At 65.5% G+C, this 23,800-nt stretch carries 23 protein-coding genes and 1 pseudogene; 10 read left to right on the plus strand and 14 right to left on the minus strand.

Features of this window, described 5'->3' with window-relative positions; translation table 11 throughout:
- Positions 1–23: 23 nt before the first annotated feature.
- The 4 genes from DB459_RS05150 to DB459_RS05165 all read right to left on the minus strand — a co-directional run bounded on the left by DB459_RS05150 (position 24) and on the right by DB459_RS05165 (position 3,795).
- A complete protein-coding gene (locus DB459_RS05150) occupies positions 24–473 on the minus strand; it encodes a thioesterase family protein (protein WP_253711853.1) in 450 nt (149 codons plus the stop codon).
- A 27-nt stretch (positions 474–500) separates the two neighbouring features.
- Positions 501–2,396: a feruloyl-CoA synthase gene (locus DB459_RS05155; protein WP_253711854.1), complete on the minus strand. Its 1,896-nt coding sequence runs from the start codon at positions 2,394–2,396 to the stop codon at positions 501–503.
- A 45-nt stretch (positions 2,397–2,441) separates the two neighbouring features.
- The gene (locus tag DB459_RS05160) at positions 2,442–3,248 is read right to left on the minus strand and encodes a crotonase/enoyl-CoA hydratase family protein (protein ID WP_371926956.1); all 807 of its coding nucleotides are present in this window, start codon (positions 3,246–3,248) and stop codon (positions 2,442–2,444) included.
- Positions 3,249–3,321: 73 nt separating this feature from the next.
- Positions 3,322–3,795, minus strand: coding sequence for a DUF3237 domain-containing protein (locus tag DB459_RS05165; RefSeq protein WP_253711856.1), 474 nt, complete (start codon positions 3,793–3,795; stop codon positions 3,322–3,324).
- Between the two features lie 157 nt (positions 3,796–3,952).
- Here DB459_RS05165 and pobA point away from each other — a divergent pair, with 157 nt between their 5' ends.
- The gene (pobA, locus tag DB459_RS05170) at positions 3,953–5,125 is read left to right on the plus strand and encodes a 4-hydroxybenzoate 3-monooxygenase (RefSeq protein WP_253711857.1); all 1,173 of its coding nucleotides are present in this window, start codon (positions 3,953–3,955) and stop codon (positions 5,123–5,125) included.
- On the opposite strand, the gene DB459_RS05175 is transcribed toward pobA, so the two are convergent.
- Positions 5,119–5,706, minus strand: a complete 588-nt coding sequence (locus DB459_RS05175) for a TetR/AcrR family transcriptional regulator (protein ID WP_253711858.1) — start codon at positions 5,704–5,706, stop codon at positions 5,119–5,121. The two genes, pobA and DB459_RS05175, sit on opposite strands and share 7 nt — an antisense overlap.
- A 79-nt stretch (positions 5,707–5,785) precedes the next feature.
- On the opposite strand from DB459_RS05175, the gene DB459_RS05180 reads away from it, so the two are divergent.
- Complete coding sequence (locus DB459_RS05180) at positions 5,786–6,202, plus strand: PaaI family thioesterase (protein ID WP_253711859.1); 417 nt, start codon at positions 5,786–5,788, stop codon at positions 6,200–6,202.
- Here DB459_RS05180 and DB459_RS05185 read toward each other — a convergent pair.
- Complete coding sequence (locus tag DB459_RS05185) at positions 6,197–7,117, minus strand: LysR family transcriptional regulator (protein ID WP_253711860.1); 921 nt, start codon at positions 7,115–7,117, stop codon at positions 6,197–6,199. The two genes, DB459_RS05180 and DB459_RS05185, sit on opposite strands and share 6 nt — an antisense overlap.
- Positions 7,118–7,227: 110 nt before the next feature.
- Between DB459_RS05185 and DB459_RS05190 the strand changes: the two genes are divergently transcribed.
- Positions 7,228–7,842 (plus strand): pyridoxamine 5'-phosphate oxidase family protein, encoded by a 615-nt coding sequence (locus DB459_RS05190; protein ID WP_253711861.1) that lies wholly within the window; start codon positions 7,228–7,230, stop codon positions 7,840–7,842.
- Positions 7,843–7,871: 29 nt separating this feature from the next.
- A complete protein-coding gene (locus tag DB459_RS05195) occupies positions 7,872–8,219 on the plus strand; it encodes a YkgJ family cysteine cluster protein (protein ID WP_253713428.1) in 348 nt (115 codons plus the stop codon).
- A 6-nt stretch (positions 8,220–8,225) separates the two neighbouring features.
- On the opposite strand, the gene DB459_RS05200 is transcribed toward DB459_RS05195, so the two are convergent.
- The 6 genes and pseudogenes from DB459_RS05200 to DB459_RS05225 all read right to left on the minus strand — a co-directional run bounded on the left by DB459_RS05200 (position 8,226) and on the right by DB459_RS05225 (position 12,447).
- Positions 8,226–8,618: a hypothetical protein gene (locus DB459_RS05200; protein ID WP_253711862.1), complete on the minus strand. Its 393-nt coding sequence runs from the start codon at positions 8,616–8,618 to the stop codon at positions 8,226–8,228.
- A gap of 87 nt (positions 8,619–8,705) precedes the next feature.
- A complete protein-coding gene (locus DB459_RS05205; protein ID WP_253711863.1) occupies positions 8,706–9,404 on the minus strand; it encodes a nitroreductase in 699 nt (232 codons plus the stop codon).
- 205 nt (positions 9,405–9,609) lie between these two features.
- A pseudogene (locus tag DB459_RS05210) lies at positions 9,610–9,831 on the minus strand (enoyl-CoA hydratase-related protein); the annotation flags it as partial.
- An 8-nt stretch (positions 9,832–9,839) separates the two neighbouring features.
- Positions 9,840–10,598, minus strand: coding sequence for an SDR family NAD(P)-dependent oxidoreductase (locus DB459_RS05215; protein ID WP_253711864.1), 759 nt, complete (start codon positions 10,596–10,598; stop codon positions 9,840–9,842).
- Between the two features lie 38 nt (positions 10,599–10,636).
- Positions 10,637–11,737, minus strand: a complete 1,101-nt coding sequence (locus DB459_RS05220) for a CaiB/BaiF CoA-transferase family protein (RefSeq protein ID WP_253711865.1) — start codon at positions 11,735–11,737, stop codon at positions 10,637–10,639.
- Positions 11,738–11,763: 26 nt separating this feature from the next.
- Positions 11,764–12,447, minus strand: a complete 684-nt coding sequence (locus tag DB459_RS05225) for a TetR family transcriptional regulator (protein WP_371926867.1) — start codon at positions 12,445–12,447, stop codon at positions 11,764–11,766.
- A 183-nt stretch (positions 12,448–12,630) separates the two neighbouring features.
- Between DB459_RS05225 and DB459_RS05230 the strand changes: the two genes are divergently transcribed.
- The 3 genes from DB459_RS05230 (at position 12,631) to DB459_RS05240 (ending at position 15,934) form a co-directional block, all read left to right on the plus strand.
- Positions 12,631–13,803: an acetyl-CoA C-acetyltransferase gene (locus DB459_RS05230; RefSeq protein ID WP_253711867.1), complete on the plus strand. Its 1,173-nt coding sequence runs from the start codon at positions 12,631–12,633 to the stop codon at positions 13,801–13,803.
- A gap of 171 nt (positions 13,804–13,974) precedes the next feature.
- A complete protein-coding gene (locus DB459_RS05235) occupies positions 13,975–15,516 on the plus strand; it encodes an acyl-CoA synthetase (protein WP_253711868.1) in 1,542 nt (513 codons plus the stop codon).
- A gap of 178 nt (positions 15,517–15,694) precedes the next feature.
- On the plus strand, positions 15,695–15,934 hold the full coding sequence (locus DB459_RS05240) for a hypothetical protein (RefSeq protein ID WP_253711869.1): 240 nt from the start codon (positions 15,695–15,697) through the stop codon (positions 15,932–15,934).
- A 104-nt stretch (positions 15,935–16,038) separates the two neighbouring features.
- Here DB459_RS05240 and DB459_RS05245 read toward each other — a convergent pair whose 3' ends face one another.
- Complete coding sequence (locus tag DB459_RS05245; RefSeq protein WP_253711870.1) at positions 16,039–17,430, minus strand: aspartate aminotransferase family protein; 1,392 nt, start codon at positions 17,428–17,430, stop codon at positions 16,039–16,041.
- 138 nt (positions 17,431–17,568) lie between these two features.
- Here DB459_RS05245 and DB459_RS05250 point away from each other — a divergent pair, with 138 nt between their 5' ends.
- Positions 17,569–18,165 carry a DUF2147 domain-containing protein gene (locus DB459_RS05250; RefSeq protein WP_253711871.1) on the plus strand — a complete coding sequence of 199 codons (597 nt, stop codon included), beginning with the start codon at positions 17,569–17,571 and terminating at the stop codon, positions 18,163–18,165.
- Here the strand turns inward: DB459_RS05250 and DB459_RS05255 are convergent.
- Positions 18,133–20,718, minus strand: a complete 2,586-nt coding sequence (locus DB459_RS05255) for an MMPL family transporter (RefSeq protein ID WP_253711872.1) — start codon at positions 20,716–20,718, stop codon at positions 18,133–18,135. The two genes, DB459_RS05250 and DB459_RS05255, sit on opposite strands and share 33 nt — an antisense overlap.
- A 208-nt stretch (positions 20,719–20,926) precedes the next feature.
- Between DB459_RS05255 and dxs the strand changes: the two genes are divergently transcribed.
- Both dxs and ispH read left to right on the plus strand, forming a co-directional pair.
- On the plus strand, positions 20,927–22,843 hold the full coding sequence (gene dxs, locus DB459_RS05260) for a 1-deoxy-D-xylulose-5-phosphate synthase (protein ID WP_253711873.1): 1,917 nt from the start codon (positions 20,927–20,929) through the stop codon (positions 22,841–22,843).
- Positions 22,812–23,792: a 4-hydroxy-3-methylbut-2-enyl diphosphate reductase gene (ispH, locus tag DB459_RS05265; protein ID WP_253711874.1), complete on the plus strand. Its 981-nt coding sequence runs from the start codon at positions 22,812–22,814 to the stop codon at positions 23,790–23,792. Before dxs ends, ispH begins: the two co-directional genes overlap by 32 nt.
- Positions 23,793–23,800: the final 8 nt, after the last annotated feature.

Raw genomic sequence — 23,800 nt, forward strand, 5'->3', positions numbered from 1 at the left:
TGTTTGGTTGTTATGACGTGACTTTAGTCTGTCGAAGGCCCTGATATCAAATTTTCCGCGGCGCTGAACCGGGCCTTGACGCTCTCCGGCACCGGCACCGATTTCAGCCGTTTCGGATCGTCCGGATGGGGACCGACGAAGACGCGGGTCTCGAAGCCTTCGACCGCGAGCACCTCACCCTTGAAGACCCGGTGCAGGATCTCGAAGCTGGAGCGGTGCCAGGCCGCGACGCGGCTCTCGATCTCGATTTCATCGTCGAAGGTCGAAGGCACGTAGAACTTGGCACGGGTATCGACCATCGGCCAGCCGACCATGCCGAAACGCTGCAGCGTCGCCTTCTTGGGAAAGCCCGCGGCGGCGAACAGCTCATTGGTGCTCTGGTCGAAGATCTCGAAATAGCGCGGGTAATAGACGATGTTGGCGGGATCGCAGTCGCCCCAGGCAATCCGGACGGTGCGGCGATAGACGAACATGCCTCCCTCCTCTCCCGACGACAACCCTCAGCGGCGCTTGCCCACCTCGGCCAGGATGACATCCGGCCCGGGCGGCTCGGCATAGACGACGTCGACCAGCGCCGCCCGATGCTCGAGCACCGCACGCTGGTTGACCGAGCCCTTGTCGGTCACCTCGCCGGCATCGATCAGCAACGGCGTATCGAGCAGCATCGCGCGCAGAATGCGGTTGGATGAGCCGGTCGCCTCGGCGGCGAAGACGTCGAAGCGCTCCTTGAAGGCGGCGCGGACCAGCGGATCGTGGGCGGCCGCGGCGATATCGCCGAACGGCAGGGTCGGGTTGATGAGCTGGCAGCCGTCGAGATCAAGCACCGCAAGCGCACCGACCTCCTCGCGGTTGATCCCGGTGACGACGACATCACGGACCAGCGGCGCGCAGGCGGCGACGAAGTGGGCCCGCAACGGCCCGACGCTCACCCAGGTGCCGCTGCCGAGCTTGAAGTCCTCGGTGATGCGGCCGTCGAAATCGAAGCCGGCGGAGAGATCGTTGGGATCGACCGGACGCAGCGCATCGCCGAGCTTGTAGAAGCCCTCCTCGTCGAAGGCCTTGGCCGTCATGGCGTCATCGCGCCAGTAGCCCGGCATCACGTTCGGCCCCTTGGCGCGGACCTCGAGCTTGCCGTTGTTCGGCACCAGCTTGGCGACGTTGCCGCGCACCGGCAGACCGACATGGCCGGAGCGGCTGGTCTCCGGCGTCACGCACATGAAGAACGGCGCGGTCTCGGTTGCTCCGAGGCCGGTCAGCATCGGCACGCGTCCGCCGGTCTCCCGCACCGAGATGGCGTCGAGCTCGTTCCAGACGTGGGCGGAGAGCCCGGCGCCGGAGAAGAACATCGCGTGCAGGCGGCTGAAGAACTTGGCTCGCAGCGCCGGATCGGCGCGGAAATAGGGCAGCAGCGATTCGTAGCCCTTGGGTACGTTGAAATAGACCGTCGGCGCGATCTCGCGCAGATTGCGCACCGTCTCCTCGATGCCCGCCGGCGTCGGCTTGCCCTCGTCGAGATACATCGAGCCGCCGTTGAACAATGTCAGGCCGATATTGTGGTTGCCGCCGAAGGTATGGTTCCACGGCAGCCAGTCGACGATCACGGGCGGCTCATCCTTGAGGAAGGCGAGCGTCTCGCTCAGCATCACCTGGTTGGCGCAGAGCATGCGCTGGGTGTTGATCACCGCCTTGGGCTTGCCGGTCGACCCGGAGGTCAGCAGAAACTTGGCGATCGTGTCCGGGCCGATCGCGTGGTTGATCTCGTCGAGCCGGGGATCCTCGGGCGTTGCCGAGAGATCGGCGAGCGAGACGACGGCATGACCGGGCACGCTGCCCCGGCCGACCACCACCTCGGTGCCGCCGGGCACGTTCGCGGTAATGGCACGTGCGAACAGGTCGCCATTGTCGGCGAAGATCATGCCGGGTGTCAGCAGGCCGATGACGTAAGCGAGCTTGCTGTAGTCCTTCGACACCAGCGAATAGGGCGGCGACACCGGGCAGAACGGCACACCGGCGTAGTAGGCGCCGAACGCCATCAGAGCGTGGTCGACGGAATTACCGGACAGGATCATCAACGGACGGTCCGCCGACAGACCGCGCGCGATCAGCGCCGAGGCAATGGCACGGCTGGTCTTGAGAAGCTGCGCGTAGGTGACCTCGCGCCAGCCTTCGCCGCTGCGCTCCGCCATGAAGACGCGATCGGGGGCATGCTCCGCCCAGTAATGCAGCTTGTCGGTGATCCGCGTCGGATAATCGCCGAGCACCGCCTTTGGCCGCAGATAGATGCTGCCGTCGTCGTGATGTTCGATCGCCACCTTGGTGCGTCCGAACGAGATCGGCCGCAGCGGCGCTCCGGCCGGATCGACGGTGAATTCGGTTTTCTGCGCGGCTGCAGACATGGACGCCCTCCCAGGCTCGGAACGGTCGCTTGTTTTATTGATCGATCAGGTCGGACGAACCCTGCCGGCCTTGCGTTCGAGAAAGGCGCGGATGCGCTCCTTCGCTTCCTTGCTGTTCTGCGCCACGGTCGCCGTCAACGCCTCCATCATGAAACCGACCTGCGGCGGCGCTTCCGCGATCAGCGGCAGCGCCTGGAGCACGGCGAAATTGGTCAGCGGCGCATTGGTGGTGATGCGCTCGGCGAGTTCGAGGGCCTTGTCATAGGCGCCACCCTCGGCCGTGAGATATTGGGAGAAGCCGAGCGTCACGCCTTCGCTGGCGGTGTAGACCCGGCCGGTCAGCATCATGTCGGCCATCCGCGCCACGCCAACGAGACGCGGCAACCGCACCGAGGCGCCGCCGCCGACGAAGATGCCGCGCTGGCCTTCGGGCAATGCATAATAGGCGCTCGGCTCGGCGACGCGGATATGGCAGGCACAGGCGAGTTCGAGGCCGCCGCCGATCACCGCACCCTTGAGCGCCGCGACCACCGGCACGCGGGCGTACTGCACCTTTTCGAAGGCGCGGTGCCACATCCGCGAATGCTCGAGGCCTTCAATGACGTCGGTTTCGGAGAGTTCCGAGAGATCGAGGCCTGCCGAAAAATGGTCGCCGACGCCGTAGACCACCACCACCCGCACGTCGGAGGCGATGGTCGAGAAGCACTCGTCGATCGCCCGCACAGTCGAATCGTTGAGCGCGTTGCGCTTGGCAGGGCGATTCAGTCCGACGGTGAGAATGCTGCCAACCCGTTCGATGCGGAGCAGCGCGGTGGGATCGGGGATCCCGGTCGAGGCGTTTCCCATGGCGATTTGATATCCTTCTGAATAGTTATAATACATAATCAATCAGCGGCGAGTCAACGCCCGGCAGAGAGCCCGGCGGTCACAGGATCTGGTGGACGTCGAGTTCGACGCGGTCAGGGCGGCGCGTCCCGACGCCGACGAACAGCGCCTCCATCAACCAGCGCCAGGCCGGATGGCCGGTTTCGAAACGGGGCATCGAGCGGAAATAGATCAGCGCGGGATCGACCGCCTCCCCGCGCCGGATCTTCTCCAGCGCGTCCGCCGGGCCGAAGCGGATACCGATATTCTCGATGTAGATCACGGCGCCGTCATCGAGCTCGACGGCGTATTTGGCCTCCAGTTCGGTGAGGCCATTGGGCCGGATGACCTGATAGTCGGCCCCGCCGTTGCGAATACGCCCGTTGATACCGCCGCCCGCCCCGGGACCGCTCAGTTCGCCGGCGAGGATCGGGATGATGCGGCGCGCGCCATAGCCGAAGTCGCCGGCCTCGATCGGCTGGCCGACACTGATCGAGAGACTGAAGACGTGGCGCGAGGCAAGCGGTGCGACCATGTGGCCCTCGGTTCATGAATGAAAACGGTAGCGCGTGCGGCGCAGCAGCCGCGGAACCGGCGCCTTTCACCAATCGTTATATCCGATAATCATCCGCGCAAAGCGGCCACGGGCGCAAGGCCCCGCCGCGGATCGATCAGGCACAAGGACACGGACCGTGCGCACGCAGGTAGTGATCATCGGCAGTGGGCCATCAGGACTATTGCTCGGCCAGTTGCTGCACAAACACGGCATCGACAACATCATCGTCGAGCGCAAGGATCGCGACTACATTCTCGGCCGCATCCGCGCCGGCGTGCTCGAGCAGGGCCTCGTCGCACAGATGGACGAAGTCGGGGCCGCGGCGCGCCTGCACAAGGAAGGCCTGATCCACGGCGGCATCGAGCTGCTGTTCGGCGACGTGCGTCATCGCATCGACCTGAACGCCGCCACCGGCGGCAAGAACGTCACCGTCTACGGCCAGACTGAAGTCACCTACGACCTGATGGAGGCGCGCCTCGCCGCCGGCCTCGTCACGGTCTACGATGCCGACCAGGTGACGCCGCTGGATTTCGCCGGCGACAAGCCGCGCGTCACTTACGTCAAGGACGGCGCCACTCACGCCATCGACTGCGATTTCATCGCCGGCTGCGATGGCTTTCACGGCATCAGCCGCCGGAGCGTGTCCGCCGGCGGCATCCAGGAGTTCGAACGCGTCTATCCTTTCGGCTGGCTCGGCGTGCTGTCGGACACGCCGCCGGTGTCTCCCGAGCTGATCTATGTGCGCAACGAGCGCGGCTTCGCGCTGTGTTCGATGCGCTCGCACACCCGCAGCCGCTACTACGTGCAGTGCCGGCTCGACGAGCACGTCGACGACTGGTCCGACGACAAGTTCTGGGACGAGCTGCGCCGTCGGCTCGACGAGGAAGCGGCCGACAAGCTGGTGACCGGCCCCTCGATCGAAAAGAGCATCGCGCCGCTGCGCAGCTTCGTCGCCGAGCCGATCCGCTTCGGTCGCCTGTTCCTTGCCGGCGACGCCGCGCACATCGTGCCGCCGACCGGCGCCAAGGGCCTCAACCTCGCCGCCAGCGACGTCCACTACCTGTCGCAGGCGCTCCGCGAGTTCTACGTCGAGAAGTCGCCGGCCGGTATCGATCACTACTCCACCAAGGCGCTGGCGCGGATCTGGAAGGCCGAGCGTTTCTCGTGGTGGATGACGTCGATGCTGCACCGCTTCTCCGACACCGACCCGTTCACCGCGCGGATCCAGCTCGCCGAACTCAATTATGTGGTGGAATCGAAGGCCGCGACGGCGTCGCTGTCGGAGAACTACGTCGGCCTGCCCTATTGAGGACGGCGCGCCGCCGCGGCAAGGGTCTGCGCCAGGGCCGCGGTGACGTCGGCGATGATCCGGCCATCGCCGTCGGCACGGCTGACGATCAGCGCGCCCTCGAGCGCGGCCACCACCAGGGCTGACAATCTGCGGGCGCGGAATCTCGCCACGCCGTCGCGCGCCAGAGCGCGCTCAATGACCGCGCGCCAGGCTTCGAAGGCCTCACGTCCGGCCCGAGTCAGCCCCGGCAGCTCAGGCGCAGTTTCCAGCACCGTGGTCGCCAGAGGGCAGCCGTCGCGCCAGCCGGACTGCGCCATCCAGCCCTCCAGCAGTCCGCCATAGGCCCTCACCAGGGCCGCTGCCGATGTCGCGCGCCGGCTGAGCTCCTCCATGCTCGCGGTAACCCGCGCCCCTGCGAAGTCGAGCGCCGCCTCCGCGATCTCGTCCTTGCCGCCGGGAAAATAGTGATAGAGCGAGCCCTTGGGGGCGCCGCTGGCCGCGACGATCTCGTTGATGCCGGTCGCCGCATAGCCGCGCCGCCGGAACAAGCCCGCCGCGGCCGCAACGATCGCGCCACGATGCTTCGGTCTCGCTCCCATCGACTTCTCCCCGCTTGATTCGGTCTCGTGATTATATAGACTGGTCTAATTAATTCGAGCGGCTGCCAAGGAGCTGGGGATGGAGCGCGGCGCAATTCCGGATGGGTTCGAGCGGCATTTTCGCCGCAGCCCGCTGACCGATCCCTGGGAGCCGATCTATTCCAGGCGCGGCGACGATGCGGTCGTCATCGGTTTGCGGCTGACCGCGGCCCACACCAATTCCCGCGGCTTCGTCCACGGCGGGCTGATCGCGGCGCTGGCGGACAACGCCATGGGGCTGAGCTGCGCCGCGACATCGGCCGATCCGGTCTCGCTGGTGACGATCAGCCTGGCGGTCGATTTCGTCGGGTCGGCCAGGACCGGCCAGTGGCTGCAGATCGAACCGACGGTGATCAAGAGCGGCGGCTCGATCTGCTTCACGCAATGCCTCGTCACCGCCGATAGCGCCGTCTGCGCCCGCGCCAACGCGACCTTCAAGGCGCTGCGCAAATCATGATCGTCCGCCCCGCATCCTGGTGAAGCGCCAGTCGCAGAACTCGACCGCCAGATCCGTGAATGCGCGCACCTTGGCCGACAGCAGCCGCGCCGCCGGATAGACAATGTGGATCGGTCGTAGTGGCGGCTCGAAATCCTCGAGCACCAGCTTGAGCCGCCCCGCGGCGATGGCCTCCGCTGCCTGATAGTAGAGCACCATGGTGAGTCCGCCACCCTGTTCGGCATGCCAGAGCCCGGCCTCCGCGCTGTTGGTGACATAGCGCGGCGCGATCGGCGCCTTCAGCGCCTGACCTTCGGCCTCGAAACGCCACTCGGTCGGCGGCAGCACGCCCGAACAATGAATGATGTCGTGATCGCGCAGTTCGGCCGGCTGCAGCGGCGTGCCGCGGCGCGCAAGATAGTCCGGCGAGGCGACCACGACGCGGTCCATGTTGCCGACCAGTCTTGCCACCACGCTGGAATCCGGCAGATCTCCGATCCGCACCGCCACGTCGATGCCGTCCTCGACCAGATTGACGATGCGGTCGGTGAGCTGCAACTCGCCGGTGACGTCGGGATAGCGGCGCAGGAATTCCGACATCAGCGGGTTGACGTGGAGGCGGCCGAACATCACCGGCGCGGACACCACGAGATGACCCGAGGGCCGGCTGCGCTCCGCCCGCGCCGCGGCCTCGGCTTCGGCTTCGGCAATATCGGCGAGAATGCGCCGGGCCCGCTCCAGATACTGGCGGCCGACTTCGGTGAGCGCCACCGCGCGCGTCGTTCGCTGCAATAGCCGGGCGCCGACCTGTTCTTCAAGGCCAGCGACCAGCCGCGTCACCGACGAGGCCGATAGCTTGAGCCGGCGCGCCGCCGGCGCGAAACCGTTGAGGTCCGCGACCGTGACAAAGGCCTGCATGGCATCGAGCCGGTCCATGGGATTATTTCACACTGAGCAATGATCTCGTGTCAATTTCATTGATTGTTTCGAGCGGCTGGCAACGCGATGTTGGGGAGGCGAGGAATTCTGGACAGGAGCCGCCGGCTATGAGCCAGCTTCCACCTTTGGTCAGCGACGTTGCCTTCACGCCCACCGTGAAGGAGATTCAGGGCCGTAAAGGCTCCCGCTCCGCCTATGAACGCGCCGCCTGGGCGCGCGAGATCAGCCCCGACCTCGCCGGTTTCATCGCCGCCCAGACCAGCTTCTTCCTCGCCACCGCCAATGCCGCCGGGCAGCCCTATATCCAGCACCGCGGCGGGCCGGCCGGCTTTCTGCACATGCTGGGGCCCACCACGCTCGGCTTCGCCGATTTCAGCGGCAACCGTCAATATATCAGCGCCGGCAATCTCGCCGATAATCCCAAGGCCTTTCTGTTCCTGATCGACTATACTCATCGCCAGCGGGTCAAGATCTGGGGGGAGGCTCGCCTTATCGACGACCGGCCGGATCTGGTGGCGCAACTGATGCCGCAAGGCTACAAGGCGCGCGGCGAAGCCGCGGTCCTGTTCGAGGTCGCCGCCTGGAACGCCAACTGCCCGCAGCACATTCCCCAGCGCTTCGAGGCGGCAGACGTCACCGCCGCAATCGCCGTGCGCGAGGCGCGGATCGCGGAGCTGGAAGCAGAATTGGCCACGTCACGGGCACAAGGCGCAACTGGATGACGGCAGTGGACGAGGGCGACGCGAGCACGATGGTCGAGCGGCCGACACCGCCTGTGACCGATGCCGCCGTCGGCGCCGATAATCCTTGCCAGGGTTGCGGCGCCTGCTGCGCCTATTCCGCCAATTGGCCACGCTTCAGCACCGAGGACGACGCGGCGCTGGGCCTCATTCCCGAAGCCCTCGTCAACGACCGTCAGTCCGGCATGCGCTGCGAGCGCGACCGCTGCTGCGCGCTCAAGGGCAATGTCGGCGTCGCCACGGCCTGTGCGATTTACGCAGTGCGACCGGAGGTGTGCCGCAGTTGCGAGCCGGGCGATCCGGAATGCAATCTGGCGCGCCGTCGCTACGGGCTGCGCCCGCTGCCGGAAACGGCCTGAGGACGATCAGGCGGAAGCGGCAACGGGCTCGTCGTCGATATCGTCGAATACCGGCGGGGACGACAGCGGTGCGGTCGAGAGGGTGATGGCGCGGCGCTGCTGGGCGGCAGTGGCCGGACGGCTCGTTGGGGCCTGGCGCGACAAGGCATAGAGCGTCGCGCCGGCGCGTCCGCCGACGATCGTCAGGATGCGCTCGTCGCAACTCCCGGCGATGGCGATGCCGAGTTCATGGAGGTGGCTGCGGCGGTAGCAGTAGAGCGCCAGCATGGCGCGCAGCTCGGGCGCAACCGAGACGACGAGGGCCGGCAGACCATTGCGATCCGCGCGATAGAGACGCCCGAGCAGGTCGTCCTCGACCGGACAAGCGTCATTTTCAAATGCGTCGCGTCCAGACCACATGCACGTTCTCCGTGCATTCGACAATGCGACTCGAACTCTTAACGAGACGTTAACCACGACCCCGCCGCAACCCGATCGCACGTCACCCTATTCGTCGATGAAGGTCGCGGCCTCGCCGATCGACGCCCGACTGGTGCGGTAGCTGTTGGCGGGATGAGACGGATCGGCATAGCCGAACGAGATGCCGCAGACCACACGGCGGTCCTCGCCAAGACCGAAATAGCCGCGGATGAATTTCGAATAACCGGCCAGCGCCGCCTGGGGGATAGTGGCGACACCGAGCGCCTGCGCCGCCATCATGAAATTGGCGACATAGCCGCCGCAATCGACCGCGCCGTAGACGCCCAAAGCCTCGTCGGTGCTGATGACGGCGACATGCGGCGCGCCGAACAGCTTGAAATTCTGCAGCGACTGCAGGCGGTAGCCCTGCTTGTCGCCGCGCGCGATGCCGAGGGCGTTGTAGAGCTGGAAGCCGCTTTCGCGGCGACGCTCGAGATAGACGCCGCGATACTCGCGGGGAAAGGGAAAGTCCGACCCTGACGCATGTGCGGAGGTGTCCGCACCCGCCTCGGCGAAGATCGCGTCGCGAAACCGTGCCGCCGCCGCGCCGCTCGCCACGATCACCTGCCAGGGCTGGCTGTTGCACCAGGATGCAGTGCGCTGGGCCGCTGCGAGAACCCGTTCGATCACCGGGCGCGGCACCGGATCGGGGCGGAAGGCGCGGCACGAATAGCGCTCGGCGAGCAGCGCCTCGACCGCCTCGATGCGGCCGGACGACGAAGTCATGGCGTTCTCCAACTTTGAGCCAACGACGCCCATCAGCGCCCCTTGGTCGGCACCTTATTGATCGGCAGGTCCCTGTCGACCCTGACATCGCTCGGCAGCCCGAGTACCCGTTCGGCGATGATGTTGCGCACGGCCCAGCTGGCGAGCCTGGAGCGTACCGCAGGATCGTCCAGCGTGGGGCTTACGCTTGCGGCGCGTCCGCCGGCCGTCGCGCCATCGCCTCCTTGAGATCGAGGCCGGCGCAGAAAGCCTTGCCGGCGCCGCGCAGCACCACGACACGGGTGTCGTGGTGCTTGGCGAGGCCGGCGAAATATTGGCCAGGCGCGGCCACCAGACTGTCATCGAGTGCGTCGAGGCGGTCCGGGCGATTCATCGTCACCCGGTCGACACCGTCCTCGTGCTCGATCAGCAGAGCGGCCGCGCTCATGGCCCGCCTTACCTCGGCGCCATGCGGATCGCGCCATCGAGACGGATGGTCTCGCCGTTGAGCATCGGGTTCTCGACGATATGCACCGCCAGCGCGCCGTATTCCTCCGGCTTGCCGAGGCGGGCCGGGTGCGGGACCTGCTTGCCGAGGCTGTCACGCGCCTCTTCGCTCAGCCCCATCAGCAGCGGGGTGAGGAACAGCCCCGGTGCGATGGTGCAGACGCGGATGAAGAGACTGGAGAGATCGCGCGCCACCGGCAGCGTCAGGCCGACAATGCCGCCCTTGGAGGCAGAATAGGCCGCCTGGCCGATCTGGCCGTCAAAGGCGGCGACGCTGGCGGTGTTGACGACGACGCCGCGCTCCTCGCCGATCGGCGACTGGGTCTGCAGCCGGTCGGCGAACAGACGGATGCAGTTGAAGGTGCCGATCAGGTTGACGCGGATGACGCGCGAGAACTGGTCCAGCGGATAGGGACCGTTCTTGCCGACGGTCTTGGCGGCGCCACCGATGCCGGCGCAGTTCACCAGGACGCGGGCGACGCCGTGGGCCGCCTCGGCCTTGGCCAGCGCGGCCTTGACGTCGTTTTCATCGGCGACGTCGCCGACCAGGGCGACGCCGCTGATTTCGGCGGCGACCGTCTCCGCGTTCTCCTTGTTGACGTCGAGCACCGCGACCTTGGCGCCCTTGGCGGCCATGGCGCGGGCTGTCGCCGCCCCGAGGCCGGATCCGCCTCCGGTGATGACGACGGCTACGTCTTTCAACTGCATGTCAGTGCCTTTCTGTGGGAGTTGAACTTGCTGTGTGTTTAGGACGCCCAGGCCGCGAGAATATCCGATGCGGTCGACGGTGCCACCGCCGCCGAACCCTGGATCTGCGAAGCCGTGCGGGAGAAGCGCGGCGCCGGCGCCGGCTGAAGCTGGCCGGCGTACTCGACGAACGTCTTGCGGGCGGCGAGATGCGGATGCGACGGCGCCTCGAACAGGCCGACCACGCCGGCAACGCAAGCCTCCGTGCCCTCCAGCACCGCCACCCATTCGTCGCGGGTCTTGCGCTTGAAGATTTCCTCGAGCTTGCGCTGCTGCGCCGGCCAGTTCGCGCAGTCGAACTGAGAGCCAAAATCGTCCTCACCGAGGCCGACGAGACGGCGCAGCTCGGCATAGAACTGCGGCTCGATAGCGCCGATCGCGATCGTGCGGCCATCGGCGCATTGATAAGGGCGGTAGAAATGCGCGCCGCCGTCGAGCAGGTTGCTGCGCGTCGAGGCGGTCCAGCGCCCGAGCGCGCGCATGCTGTGGAACATCGAGAGCATCAGCGATACACCATCGCACATCGCGGCATCGACCACTTGGCCCTGCCCCGAACGACCGGCCTCGATCACCGCGGCGAGCACGCCGACCACCAGAAACAGTGCGCCGCCGCCGTAGTCGCCGACGAGATTGAGCGGCGCCACCGCCTCCCCGTTGCTGGCGCGGAACGAATCCAGCGCGCCGGTGATGGCGATGTAATTGATGTCGTGACCAGCCGCTTGCGCCAGCGGTCCGCTCTGGCCCCATCCGGTCATGCGGCCATAGACCAGGCGCGGGTTGCGCGCCAATGCCGCTTCAGGCCCGAGCCCGAGCCGCTCCATCACCTCGGGACGGAAACCTTCGAGCAGCACGTCGGCGGCGGCGATCAGGTCGAGCGCCTGGGCGACGTGATCAGGCTGCTTGAGATCGAGTTCGAGAATGCGGCGGCCGCGGTTGACGAAGTCGCGCTCGTCGCGCCTGCCCTGGCCCGGCCGCACCACCGAGACCACGTCGGCCCCCATGTCCGACAGCATCATGGCGGCGAACGGCCCGGGCCCGATGCCGGCGAATTCGATCACCCGGATTCCTGCCAGTGGTCCCGATGCTCCCGTCCGGCTCACGTCCATGCCTCCCGAATGCCTCTCTTTTATCGTTTGCGCTTCTGCGCTTCCACGCTTCGGCAAGTTGCGGTCGTTACCGCCGCCGGACCGCGCCCGCCCGCCGGACACAGCATGCCGCCGAGCAGAGTCTCGATCATGTAGTCGATATAGTTGCGCCGCACCTCGTCCGTGACCTCGCCGACACCCGCGGCGCGCTCCATGGCGTGGCGGCCATGGAAGAGATGATCGCAGGCGCCGACCACATGCGTATAGAAGAAGATCGGGTCTACCTTGCGGAATTGGCCCGCCGCAACCCCCTCGTCCAGCAACCGGCGCTGGAAATCGAGCAGCGGCTTGATGAAGAAGACCGAGACCGAATCCGCCGAGCTTTCGCTGCTGCCATGCAGCAGGAAATGGATCAGGCGGTTCATGTAGGGCGAGCGGTAATAGGCGTTGACGATGCCGGCGATGTGCAACCGCAATTTTTCGGTCGGCGAGATCGGCTGTGCCAGCAGAAACTTCAGATTGGAGAACTGGGCCTCGGCGTCGCGGGCGAGCAGCGCCAGCAGAAGGCCTTCCTTGTTGCCGAAGTGGTATTTGACCAGCGCGGCATTGGCCCCGGATTTCTGGGCGATGTCGGCGAGCGACAACTCGATCGAGTTACGCTCGATCATCAATGCGCTGGCCGCCGCAAGCAACCGCTCTGCGGTCGAATTCCGCACGGCGGGCATTCCGTTCGTCGCACGCCTGGTCACCCCCGACGCCATGTTGCTTGCACATCCTCCGCGAACGGCTGCCGCCTGCGGACGCCGTTCCTCGACGTCGACCGACGTTAATTGATTGATTGACTAAGTCCAGCCTCAACTCTTTAATTTGGGCAACCAAGCAAGAAACCGGCGCCCAAGGAGACCGAAATGGCTGAAGCCTATATCGTTGCAGCAGCGCGCACCGCGGGAGGACGAAAGGGCGGCAGGCTCTCCGGCTGGCATCCCGCCGATCTCGCAGCCATCATCCTCGATGAACTGGTGGAGCGCAGCGGCGCCGACCCGGCCCAGGTCGAGGACGTGATCATGGGCTGCGTCATGCAGACCGGCGAGCAGTCCAACAACATCGCCCGCAACGCCGTGATGGCCTCGAAGCTGCCGGAAAGCGTGCCCGGCACCTCGATCGACCGGCAATGCGGCTCGTCGCAGCAGGCGCTGCATTTCGCCGCCCAGGCGGTGATGTCGGGCGCGATGGATGTCGTGATCGCCGCGGGCGTGGAGAGCATGACGCGGGTGCCGATGGGCCTCGCCTCGACACTGCCGGCCAAGAACGGCTACGGCCATTACAAGAGCCCGCGGATGGAGCGCCGCTATCCCGATATCCAGTTCAGCCAGTTCACCGGCGCCGAGATGATGGCCCAGAAGTTCGGACTTGAGAAGGAACTGCTCGACCAGTTCGCCTACCAGAGCCATCAGCGCGCCATCGCGGCGACCCGGAGCGGCGCCTTCAAGGACGAGATCGTGCCGGTGACCATCACCTGGGCCGACGGCTCGACCGATACGCATCATATCGACGAGGGAATCCGCTTCGATGCCACGATCGACGGCATCCGCGGCGTCAAGCTGATCACCGAGGGCGGCCGGCTCACGGCGGCGACATCGAGCCAGATCTGCGACGGCGCCTCGGGCGTCATGGTCGTCAACGAGAGGGGGCTGAAATCCCTTGGCGTCAAGCCGATGGCCCGGGTCCATCATATGACGATGATCGGCCACGACCCGGTGATCATGCTGGAAGCTCCGCTGCCGGCGACCCAACGCGCCTTGAAGAAGGCGGGCATGAAGATCGACGATATCGACCTGTTCGAGGTCAACGAGGCCTTCGCCTCGGTACCGACCGCATGGCTGAAGGACACCGGCGCGGATCCGGCGAGGCTCAACGTCAACGGCGGCGCCATCGCCCTCGGCCATCCACTGGGCGGCTCGGGCACCAAGCTGATGACGACGCTGATCCACGCGCTGAAGGCGCGCAATAGGCGCTATGGGCTGCAGACCATGTGCGAAGGCGGCGGCATGGCCAACGTCACCATCGTCGAGCGTCTGTGACGATCAGGGCGGCCGCGCGGCCGCCCTTTTCTCGCGCGAGATCAGCGCGATCGTTGCGTGAGATCACCGTGCTGCACCGCCGATGCGGCCGGCCCCGATCGCGACATGGCGGGCCGGTCGCGCACGCCGGACACGGCACGCTCGACGAGGAAACACCATGAGGGATTTCCGATGACGCATCCGTCGCTGCATGCGCGGACCACGCCCGACAAGATCGCCTATCAGATGGCTGGCTCCGGCGAGGCGATCACCTACCGTGAACTCGACCGCCGTTCCAATCAGGGCGCCCAGCACTTGCGCTCGCTCGGACTGAAGGCCGGCGATCACATCGCCTTGCTGATGGAGAACTCGCTCGCCTTCATGGAGATCTGCTGGGCGGCGCAGCGCAGCGGGCTCTACTACACCGCCATCAGCCGCTACCTGACCGCCGACGAGGTCGCCTATGTCGTCAAGGACTGCGGCGCCAGGGTGATGATCACCTCGCCGAAATGCATCGCGGTGGTGGCGCCACTCCACTCCTCGGAGCCGGATGCGCCGGCGTTCTATGTCACCGGGGCGGCACAGGGCGGCTTCCGCTCCTGGGACGATGCGCTGCGCGCGCAGCCGGATACACCGATCGCCGACGAGGTCGGCGGCTACGACATGCTCTACTCATCGGGCACCACCGGCCGGCCGAAAGGCATCAAGCGCCAGTCCACCAACGACCCGATCGAGACACCGAACGCCTTCCTGCGTTTTCTGTGCGCCGACATGTGCGGCATGACGCGGAACACGATCTATCTTTCACCGGCGCCGCTCTATCATGCGGCGCCGCTGCGCTTCAACATGATGGTCGGCGTGCTCGGCGCCACGTCGATCATCATGGAGCATTTCGACGCCGAACAGTTCCTCGCTCTGGTCGAACAGCACCGCGTCAGCCACAGCCAGCTTGTACCGACGATGTTCGTGCGCATGCTCAAGCTGCCCGATGACGTGCGCCGGCGCTACGACCTGTCGTCGCTGAAGGGCGCGATCCATGCCGCCGCGCCCTGCCCGGTGGACGTCAAGGCGCGCATGATCGAATGGTGGGGGCCGATCCTGATCGAATATTACGCCGGTTCGGAGGGCAATGGCGTCACCGTCTGCACCTCGCAGGAATGGCTGGCGCACAAGGGCAGCGTCGGCCGCGCCGTGGTCGGCAAGGTCAAGATCGTCGATGAGAATGACGACGAATGTCCTGTCGGCGAGATCGGCATGGTCTATTTCGCCGATGCGCCGCAATTCGCCTATCACAACGATCCGAACAAGACGAAACGCGCCTATAATGCCAGGGGCTGGTCGACGCTCGGGGATGTCGGCTATCTCGACACCGACGGTTTCCTCTACCTCACCGACCGCAAGGCCTACATGATCATCTCCGGCGGGGTGAACATCTATCCCCAGGAGACCGAGGACGTGCTGATCACCCATCCGGCGGTGGCCGACGTCGCCGTATTCGGAGTGCCAAACGGGGACATGGGCGAGGAGGTCAAGGCCGTGGTGCAGCCGCACGACATGAGCCGGGCCGGCAAGGCACTCGAAGCGGAACTGATCGCCTTCTGCCGTCAGCACCTGTCGCCGCTGAAGTGCCCACGCTCGGTCGATTTCGATCCGGAACTGCCGCGCACCCCAACCGGCAAGCTGATCAAACGGCACCTGCGCGACCGCTACTGGCCGGCCAAAACGAGCGCCTGACGCCGCGCCCGGCACTCAACCCGCTCCGAGAGATGCGGCACTCGGGCGCAGGTGTTTCCAAAATATCGCGTTCGGCAGCTTTCCTGCATTTCTGGCGTGGTAAACTGAAGTCGCTCGCCTCGATCTATGCTAGACGGAGGCGGGCTGAATCCTCCCACTGCCGAATCGAAGGGATCTGATGTTGAAATCCGTGTTTGCCACCGCGCTTGTCGTCGCAGTCTTTGCCGGCGCCGCCCAGGCGCAGGTGCCGCAGCGCAGCGGCACCCCCGAGGAGCAGAAGGCCTGCTCGAAAGACGTCTCCCGCTATTGCCGGACCGTGATGAATGAAAGTGATCTGGTGATCCTGAGCTGCCTGCAGCAGAACCGCCCCAAGATCTCGCAGTCCTGCGACAAGGTGCTGGCCTCCCACGGCCAGTAAAGCGGCAGATTTTTCCGCGATTTTGATGGCGGCCAGCGAATTACGCTGCCGCCATTTTTTCGAGCCGCCCTGTTCCGCCGCCGCGTGCGATCGTGCCCGCGAGGTCAGGCCGATTTGCGCATGGCGTTGTCGACCAGGGTCTTGCCGAGCGACCAGACGGCCCCCGGCACCCGATGGCTGGCGCTGATCACCGCGTCAAAGCCGCTCTCGATCCACTGGCAGTCCTCATCGGTGATGGTCAGGGACGGCAGCAGCTTGATGGTGTGGCTGGCGTGACCGGAGACCTGGGTCAGGATCTTGTGGTCCTTGAACAGCGGGATGGTGATGAGCTGGCAGAACAGCCCCTTGCTGGCGGTCTCCAGCACGTTCCAGGACGCCTTCAGCGCCAGCGATTTCGGCGCGCCGAACTGGATGCCGACCATCAGCCCCTTGCCGCGAACATCCTTTACCAGCTCGTATTTCTGCACCATGCGACCGAGCGAGGCCTGCAGCCGCTCGCCCTTGGCCTGGGCGTTCTCAATCAGCTTTTCCTGCTTGAGCACCTCGAGGGTGGCGATGCCCGCCGCCATGGCAAGATCGTTCTTGCCGAAGGTCGAGCCGTGGACCACGGCACGATCCATGCGGTCGAAGATCTTGTCGAAGATCCACTTGCGGGTCAGTACCGCGCCGACGGGCACGTGACCGCCCGACAGCGCCTTGGCCAGCAGCACCATGTCGGGCTCGACATTCCAGTGCTCGACCGCGAGGAATCGGCCGGTGCGACCGAGGCCGGTCTGCACCTCGTCGGCGACGAACAGCGTGCCGTAGCGCCGGCACAGGGCCGCAGCCTCGGGCAGGAATTCGTCGTTGGGCATGTTGACGCCCTTGCCCTGGATCGGCTCGACGATGAATGCGGCGACCTGGCGGGTCGACAGCGCCTTTTCGAGGGCCGCCAGATTGTTGAAGGGCACCTGGGTGCAGCCCGGCAGCAGCGGCTCGAACCCGCCACGGAAGTTCATGTCGTCGGTGAGCGAGAGGGAGCCGTAGGTCAGGCCATGATAGGCATGGCCGCAATAGAGAATGTCGGTGCGTCCGGTGGCCGACCGGGCGAATTTGATCGCCGCCTCGACCGCTTCGGTGCCGGAATTGGCGAAGAATGCCTTGTCGAGGTGCGGCACGCGTTCGAGCAGCCGCTCGGCCAGGATGCCCGCCAGCGTCGAAACATCCATCTGCACCAGATTGGGCAGTTCGCTGTCCAGGACGCTGGTGAGCGCCCGGCGCAGCACGGGATGGTTGCGCCCGACGGCGAAGACACCGAAACCGCTCAGCAGGTCGAGGTAGCGAGCGTCCTGCCGGTCGTACAGATATTGGCCGCTGCCACGCTTGAAACCGACGTCGTAGCCGATGGTCTTGAGAACCCGGACCAGTTGTTCGTTCAGGTAGTGCGCATGCAATTCGCTGCGCTCACTCTGGCGCGCAGCGAACATCTCGGAAAGGTCAAGATTGGGATACAGCATTGTTTACATAGGTCGTTTCGATGCGCATTCGTCAACAGGAAATCAAAAATGCGGCGAAATGACCCGACTTTTGACCTCAGCGGCGGTACATCTGGTAAAGTGATTTATTAGATTTCGCTGCATTGCCAAAGGAATTGCATGAACAAGATCGGCATCTCTGGGATCGTCCTTCTTGCCGCGATGGGAAGTGCCGCTGCCGCCGAACCGATCGGCGAGTGGCTGGTGAAGGATGGTGTGGCGCGCATACGCATCGTCGACTGCAATACCAGGCTGTGGGGAGTGGTTTCCTGGGAAAAGACACCCGGCGGGGTAGATGCCGAAAATCCCGACCGCTCCAAGCGGTCTCGCCCGACCCTTGGCATGCCTATACTCCTGAACATGAAGAAAGCTCCACCCGAAAATGGCGGTGAGCCCGATCAATGGGAGGGCAAGGTTTACAACGCCAAGAATGGCAAGACCTACGACGCCAAGGTCAAGCAGGTCGGAGAGGACAAGTTGGACATCAAGGGCTGCGTTCTCGGCTTCCTGTGCGGCGGTGAGACCTGGACGCGCTATATCGACCCGGCCGCGCCGATCAGCCCCGCACCCGCCCCGGTCTCTGCCCCGAAAACCGCCCCGATCAAAAACAAGGCACTGGCCAAGGCGGCGACGGCGACCACAGCCACGGCCGCCGCCGACCCGAATGCCAATGCCGAGATCTGCTCACTTCCCGAGATCGCGGGGGCGCCCCATTAGCGCCGGCTGAAACAGCACCGCGGCCGCCAGCGTCGTCACCAGGGACAGCGCCAGCAGCTTGCCCATGCTCGACGTCCCCGGATGGCTGGAGAGCCAGAGGCTGCCGAAGGCTGTCGCAGTGGTCATGGCGCTGAAGAAGATCGCACGCGTCAGACTCGATTGCAGAAGGTCGGTCTGCCCCGCGCGCCACGCCGTGACGTAATAGATCTTGAACGCCACGCCGACGCCGAGCAGTAGCGGCAGGGCGATGATATTGGCGAAGTTCAGCGGCAGACCGATCAGCACGCAGATTTCCAGCGTCATCACGCCCGCCAGAAGCAGCGGGACCAGGGTCAGGAGCACGTCCCCGATTCGCCGCAAGACGATCCAGAGCAGAATGGCGATCGACAACAGCGCCCAGGCGCCGGCCTGGATGAAGGCGGCGACGATGGTGTCACCCGACTCCAGGATCGAGATCGGGCCGCCGATCGCGGTCGGCTCCACCTTCAGCACAGCCGCGGCGAACCTGCGCAGCGTATCGTTGTCGTTCGGATCGCCGCTCGGCTGGGCCTGGACATGGATCTTGCCGTCGGCCATGCGCCATTCGTCGACGATGTCCGGCGGCAGCGTCTTGATCGTCACCTCCTGGGCCTTCAGCAGGCTGCGCATCTGGTCGAGCATGACCTGAAGCGGCGAGATGAACACCGCCTCGACCTTGTCGCGCATCGTCTTGTCGGCGTTGACCAACCGGGTCAGATCGTCGGCGAGCCTTCGACTCGCATCGGCCCAGGGCGTCCCGGCCGCGCCGGCGAATTTGCGCAGGCTCTGCGCGGATTCGCTCAGCGCGACCACCCGTTCGGCGTCGGTCGGCGGCGTGCCGGGGTCGTTCTTGAGGATCGGATCGAGGGTTTCGGCAGCCTTGCGGATCAGGGCCAGCTTGGCCGGCTGGTCGTCCGGCACGAAGCTGTCGAGCGAGATCGTACGCGCCACCTCCGGGAGCCGGCGCAGCTTCTCCTGCAGCGTCTTCGCCGCCGCCTCGTTCGGCACGATCATCTCGACGGCGTTGGTCCCGGTATTGGGATCGCGGCGCAGGTCGAGATAGGTGGCGATCGATTCGACGTGCTTGCTGCGCAGGTTGATCGGGTTGAAATCGAAATGCAGGAAATAGAGCAACGGCAGCCCGGCCACCGCGACCAGCAATGTGCCGACCACGATGGGAATGCGGTGACGTTCGAGGAACCGGTCGACCGGCGCCATGAACGAATAGCCGAGCTCCTCGCCTTCGCCCGGCGGGTTGAACACCTTGAGCAGCGCCGGCAGCACCGTGAGCGCGGTGACATAGGCGATGATCATGCCGGCGCCGGCGATCTTGCCGAGTTCGGACACACCCTTGTAGTCGGTCGGCAGGAAGGACAGAAAACCAGCTGCAGTCGCCACCGCAGCGAGGGTCAGCGGCACCGCGGACTGCTCGGCGGCGACTGCGATCGCCGGCTGCAACTCGCCGGTGCTGAAGCGCTCGGAGCGATAGCGCACGCTGTACTGGATGCCGAAATCGACGCCGAGACCGACGAACAGCACGAAGAATGCGACCGAGATCAGGTTGAAGGCGCCCACCAGCATCAAGCCGACGGCCGTGGTGATCGCCAGGCCGATGCCGAGCGTGATGAAGACTGCGACAATGATCTTGGGCGAGCGCAGCGCCATCCAGAGGATGAACAGCACGATGACGACGGTGATGAGCGAATTCGTCAGCGCACCTTCCTGGACGGTTGAGAACTCCTCGTTGGCGATCGGGACCGGACCGGTCAACCGCACCCGGGCCTGATACTTGCCTGGAAAATCGAGCTCCTGGGCGGCCAGCCGGATGGCATCGGTCGCCACCTTGCCGGGCTCCAGCGCATTGAAGTCGAGCACCGGGCGCATGGTGATCAGCACCCGCTTGTCCGCCTCGGTCAGCGGCTGGGGACTGGTCAGGGCCCGCCAGGAGAAGGCCGCCGGCCCCTTCAGCGCCTGCTCCACCGTATCCGCCACCATGGCCAAGGGCCGGGTCAGGGCGTCCCGGGAATACTGGTTGCGCTCGGCGCCGGCGAGCCCGAATTCGAGCACGCCGGTGAGCCCCCGCAGGTTCGGGTCGTCGGTCAGGATGTCGAGAACCGGGGCCGCCGCGGCGAGTTGCTCGGTCTGCTTGGCGACCTCGGGGGTCGGCAGGAACAACAGGCCGTTGCTGTCGAAGAACGGTCCAGCGGCCGGCATCTGCACGGAAAGGAATTTGTCCTTCTGGGGAATTAGTTTGTTTTCAAGGGCTTGCGCGGCCTCACGGGCGAGCTCCGGGGTCGCGGCCTCGACCACCGCAATGATCATGTCGTTGCGGCCGGGAAAAGCCTTCTCGAAATTGATTTCGCGCTGTCGCCATGGCAGATCAGGCGAGATTAACTTGTTGATATCGGTCGATATCGCGAAATGCTGGGCAGAATAGACGGCCGCCGCCGTCGCCAGAATCAGACCGGAAATGATGGTGAGCCATGCATAACGCGTACAGCCCCTCACCAGGGCGACAATAAACCTTGTCAGCACAGTTTTTCTTTCTATGTCTTCGGATCGATCGCAGTTGACGGCCGCCAGCGATGCCGGCCGGGTTAACTGTATTGGCTGGGCGGTGCCCTTAAGTCACACAATCATGGCATAACGCCAGCCCAATCCGAGAAACACTGCTGAAAATCCGCCTTACTGCTATACTGCAGGCGTTCTCGCCTTGTTCTTATGCTGAGTTGGAAGATAGTGCATGACTTCTCAAACGCCGCTTCTCGACACTGTCGAATCTCCCGCAGAACTCCGCAAGTTGAACGAGAACCAGCTTCCCCAACTGGCGGATGAACTGCGCACGGAGACCATCAATGCCGTGGCGGTGACCGGCGGTCACCTCGGTGCCGGACTCGGCGTCGTCGAACTGACCGTCGCCCTGCACTATGTCTTCAACACCCCCGACGACCGGCTGATCTGGGATGTCGGCCATCAGGCCTATCCGCACAAGATTCTGACCAGCCGTCGCGACCAGATCCGCACCCTGCGACAGGGCGGCGGGTTGTCCGGGTTCACCAAGCGCGCCGAGAGCGAATACGATTCGTTCGGCGCCGCCCACTCCTCGACCTCGATCTCCGCCGGTCTCGGCATGGCTGTGGCGCGCGACCTCGCCGGCGAGGACCGCAGCGTCGTCGCCGTGATCGGCGACGGAGCCATGTCCGCGGGCATGGCTTACGAGGCCATGAACAACGCTGGCGCGATGGATTCGCGACTCATTGTCATTCTTAACGACAACGAGATGTCGATCGCCCCTCCGGTCGGCGCCATGTCGGCCTATCTCGCCCGGCTGCTGTCCGGCCACACCTATCGCTCGCTGCGCGAGATCGGCAAGCATGTCGCCGCCAAGCTGCCGAAATTCGTCAAGACCGGCGCGGCGCGCGCCGAGGAATATGCCCGCGGCATGGTCACCGGCGGCACGTTGTTCGAGGAACTCGGGTTCTATTATGTCGGGCCGATCGACGGCCATAATTTCGATCACCTGATCCCGGTGCTCAAGAACGTGCGGGATTCCCGCGAAGGCCCGATCCTGGTCCACGTCATCACCAAGAAGGGCAAGGGCTATGCGCCGGCGGAAGCCTCCGCCGACAAGTATCACGGCGTCGTCAAGTTCGACGTCGCCACCGGCAAGCAGGCCAAGTCCCAGCCCAACGCCCCGTCCTATACCCGCGTGTTCGGCGACTCGCTGGTCAAGCACGCCGAGAACGACGACAAGGTTGTCGCCATCACCGCGGCGATGCCCTCGGGGACCGGCGTCGACATCTTCGGCAAGGCCTTCCCGACCCGCACCTTCGATGTCGGCATCGCCGAACAGCATGCGGTGACCTTCGCCGCAGGCCTCGCCAGCGAAGGCTTCAAGCCGTTCTGCGCGATCTATTCGACCTTCCTGCAGCGCGGCTATGACCAGGTGGTCCACGACGTCGCGATCCAGAACCTGCCGGTGCGTTTCGCCATCGATCGCGCCGGGCTGGTCGGCGCCGACGGACCGACCCATGCCGGCTCCTTCGACCTCGCCTATCTCGGCTGTCTGCCCAATTTCGTCATCATGGCCGCCGGCGACGAAGCCGAACTCGTCCACATGGTCGCCACCGCCCATGCGCTCGATGACCGACCTTCCGCCTTCCGCTTCCCGCGCGGCGACGGTGCCGGCGTCGATCTGCCGGCCTTCGGCGTGCCGCTGGAGATCGGCAAGGGCCGCATCCTGCGCGAGGGCTCCTCGGTGGCGCTGCTGTCGCTCGGCACCCGCCTCCAGGAGTGCCTGAAGGCGGCGGACGTGCTCAAGAACCACGGCCTGACCACCACGGTCGCCGATGCGCGTTTCGCCAAGCCGATCGACACCGACCTGGTGCTGCGGCTGGCGCGCCAGCACGAAGTGCTGATCACGATCGAGGAAGGCTCGATCGGCGGCTTCGGCGCGGCGGTGCTGCAGACCCTGACCGACAACGGCGCCACCGATCGCGGCCTCAAGGTCCGCTGCATGGTGCTGCCGGATACGTTCATCGATCACGACACGCCGGCGGCGATGTACGCCAAGGCCGGGCTCGACGCCAAGGGCATCGTCGTCAAGGTGTTCGAGGCGCTGGGTCGCAATGCCGACAAGAGCGTGGTGCAACTTGCTTGATCGCCGCGACTTCAAGGTCGTCCTCGCCCAGCCGCGCGGCTTCTGCGCCGGCGTGGTGCGCGCCATCGAGATCGTCGAGCGGGCCCTCGAGAAATACGGCCCGCCCGTCTATGTGCGGCATGAGATCGTGCACAACAAATACGTGGTGGAGAGCCTGAAGGCGAAGGGCGCCGTTTTCGTCGAGGATCTCTACGAGGTTCCCGCCAATGCCGTGACCGTCTTCAGCGCCCACGGCGTCGCTCGCCGGGTCGAGGACGAAGCGGCTGCCCGCGGCCTGCCGGTGCTCGATGCCACCTGCCCGCTGGTCACCAAGGTCCACAATCAGGGCAAGCGCTATGTCTCGAAGGGGCGCTCGCTGATCCTGATCGGCCATGAAGGCCACCCGGAGGTGGTCGGAACCATGGGCCAGATCGACGGGCCGGTGATCCTGGTGCAGAACGTCGACGAGGTGGCGAAGCTGGACCTGCCGGCAGAGACGCCGCTCGCCTACATCACCCAGACCACGCTGAGCGTCGACGACACCAAGGACATCATCGCGGCGCTGGAGGCCCGGTTCCCGGATATCCAGGGGCCGGATACCCGCGACATCTGCTACGCCACCCAGAACCGCCAGTCGGCGGTGCGGGATCTCGGCAAGGTGGTCGACCTCATCCTCGTCGTCGGCGCCACCAACAGCTCGAATTCCAACCGGTTGCGGGAAATCGGCACCGAAGCCGGCATTCCGAGTTATCTGGTGGCCGACGGCAGCGAAGTGAACCCGGACTGGCTGAAGGATGTCAGAACCATCGGCATTACCGCCGGCGCCTCGGCGCCCGAAGTGCTGGTCGACGACGTCATCGAGGCCTTGCGGCGCATCGCGCCGGTGACGGTGTCACTGCTGCCCGGCCGCGAGGAGAACATCGAGTTCCGCCTGCCGGTCGAACTGACCCGGCCGTCTCCCGTTTCCTGACCCCGACC

The sequence above is a fragment of the Bradyrhizobium sp. WD16 genome (genome assembly GCF_024181725.1).
GTDB lineage: Bacteria > Pseudomonadota > Alphaproteobacteria > Rhizobiales > Xanthobacteraceae > Bradyrhizobium_A.

Excerpts from the sequence above, each read along its gene's own strand:
- DB459_RS05180 (WP_253711859.1), top strand. The coding sequence starts at position 5,786 with ATGGAGCGCGGCGCAATTCCGGATGGGTTCGAGCGGCATTTTCGCCGC.
- DB459_RS05240 (WP_253711869.1), top strand. The coding sequence starts at position 15,695 with ATGTTGAAATCCGTGTTTGCCACCGCGCTTGTCGTCGCAGTCTTTGCC.
- DB459_RS05215 (WP_253711864.1), bottom strand. The coding sequence starts at position 10,598 with ATGCAGTTGAAAGACGTAGCCGTCGTCATCACCGGAGGCGGATCCGGC.
- DB459_RS05230 (WP_253711867.1), top strand. The coding sequence starts at position 12,631 with ATGGCTGAAGCCTATATCGTTGCAGCAGCGCGCACCGCGGGAGGACGA.
- DB459_RS05235 (WP_253711868.1), top strand. The coding sequence starts at position 13,975 with ATGACGCATCCGTCGCTGCATGCGCGGACCACGCCCGACAAGATCGCC.
- DB459_RS05225 (WP_371926867.1), bottom strand. The coding sequence starts at position 12,447 with ATGCCCGCCGTGCGGAATTCGACCGCAGAGCGGTTGCTTGCGGCGGCC.
- DB459_RS05245 (WP_253711870.1), bottom strand. The coding sequence starts at position 17,430 with ATGCTGTATCCCAATCTTGACCTTTCCGAGATGTTCGCTGCGCGCCAG.
- DB459_RS05250 (WP_253711871.1), top strand. The coding sequence starts at position 17,569 with ATGAACAAGATCGGCATCTCTGGGATCGTCCTTCTTGCCGCGATGGGA.
- DB459_RS05165 (WP_253711856.1), bottom strand. The coding sequence starts at position 3,795 with ATGGTCGCACCGCTTGCCTCGCGCCACGTCTTCAGTCTCTCGATCAGT.
- DB459_RS05150 (WP_253711853.1), bottom strand. The coding sequence starts at position 473 with ATGTTCGTCTATCGCCGCACCGTCCGGATTGCCTGGGGCGACTGCGAT.
- DB459_RS05155 (WP_253711854.1), bottom strand. The coding sequence starts at position 2,396 with ATGTCTGCAGCCGCGCAGAAAACCGAATTCACCGTCGATCCGGCCGGA.
- DB459_RS05190 (WP_253711861.1), top strand. The coding sequence starts at position 7,228 with ATGAGCCAGCTTCCACCTTTGGTCAGCGACGTTGCCTTCACGCCCACC.
- DB459_RS05195 (WP_253713428.1), top strand. The coding sequence starts at position 7,872 with ATGGTCGAGCGGCCGACACCGCCTGTGACCGATGCCGCCGTCGGCGCC.
- DB459_RS05185 (WP_253711860.1), bottom strand. The coding sequence starts at position 7,117 with ATGGACCGGCTCGATGCCATGCAGGCCTTTGTCACGGTCGCGGACCTC.
- ispH (WP_253711874.1), top strand. The coding sequence starts at position 22,812 with ATGCCGACAAGAGCGTGGTGCAACTTGCTTGATCGCCGCGACTTCAAG.
- DB459_RS05205 (WP_253711863.1), bottom strand. The coding sequence starts at position 9,404 with ATGACTTCGTCGTCCGGCCGCATCGAGGCGGTCGAGGCGCTGCTCGCC.
- dxs (WP_253711873.1), top strand. The coding sequence starts at position 20,927 with ATGACTTCTCAAACGCCGCTTCTCGACACTGTCGAATCTCCCGCAGAA.
- DB459_RS05175 (WP_253711858.1), bottom strand. The coding sequence starts at position 5,706 with ATGGGAGCGAGACCGAAGCATCGTGGCGCGATCGTTGCGGCCGCGGCG.
- DB459_RS05200 (WP_253711862.1), bottom strand. The coding sequence starts at position 8,618 with ATGTGGTCTGGACGCGACGCATTTGAAAATGACGCTTGTCCGGTCGAG.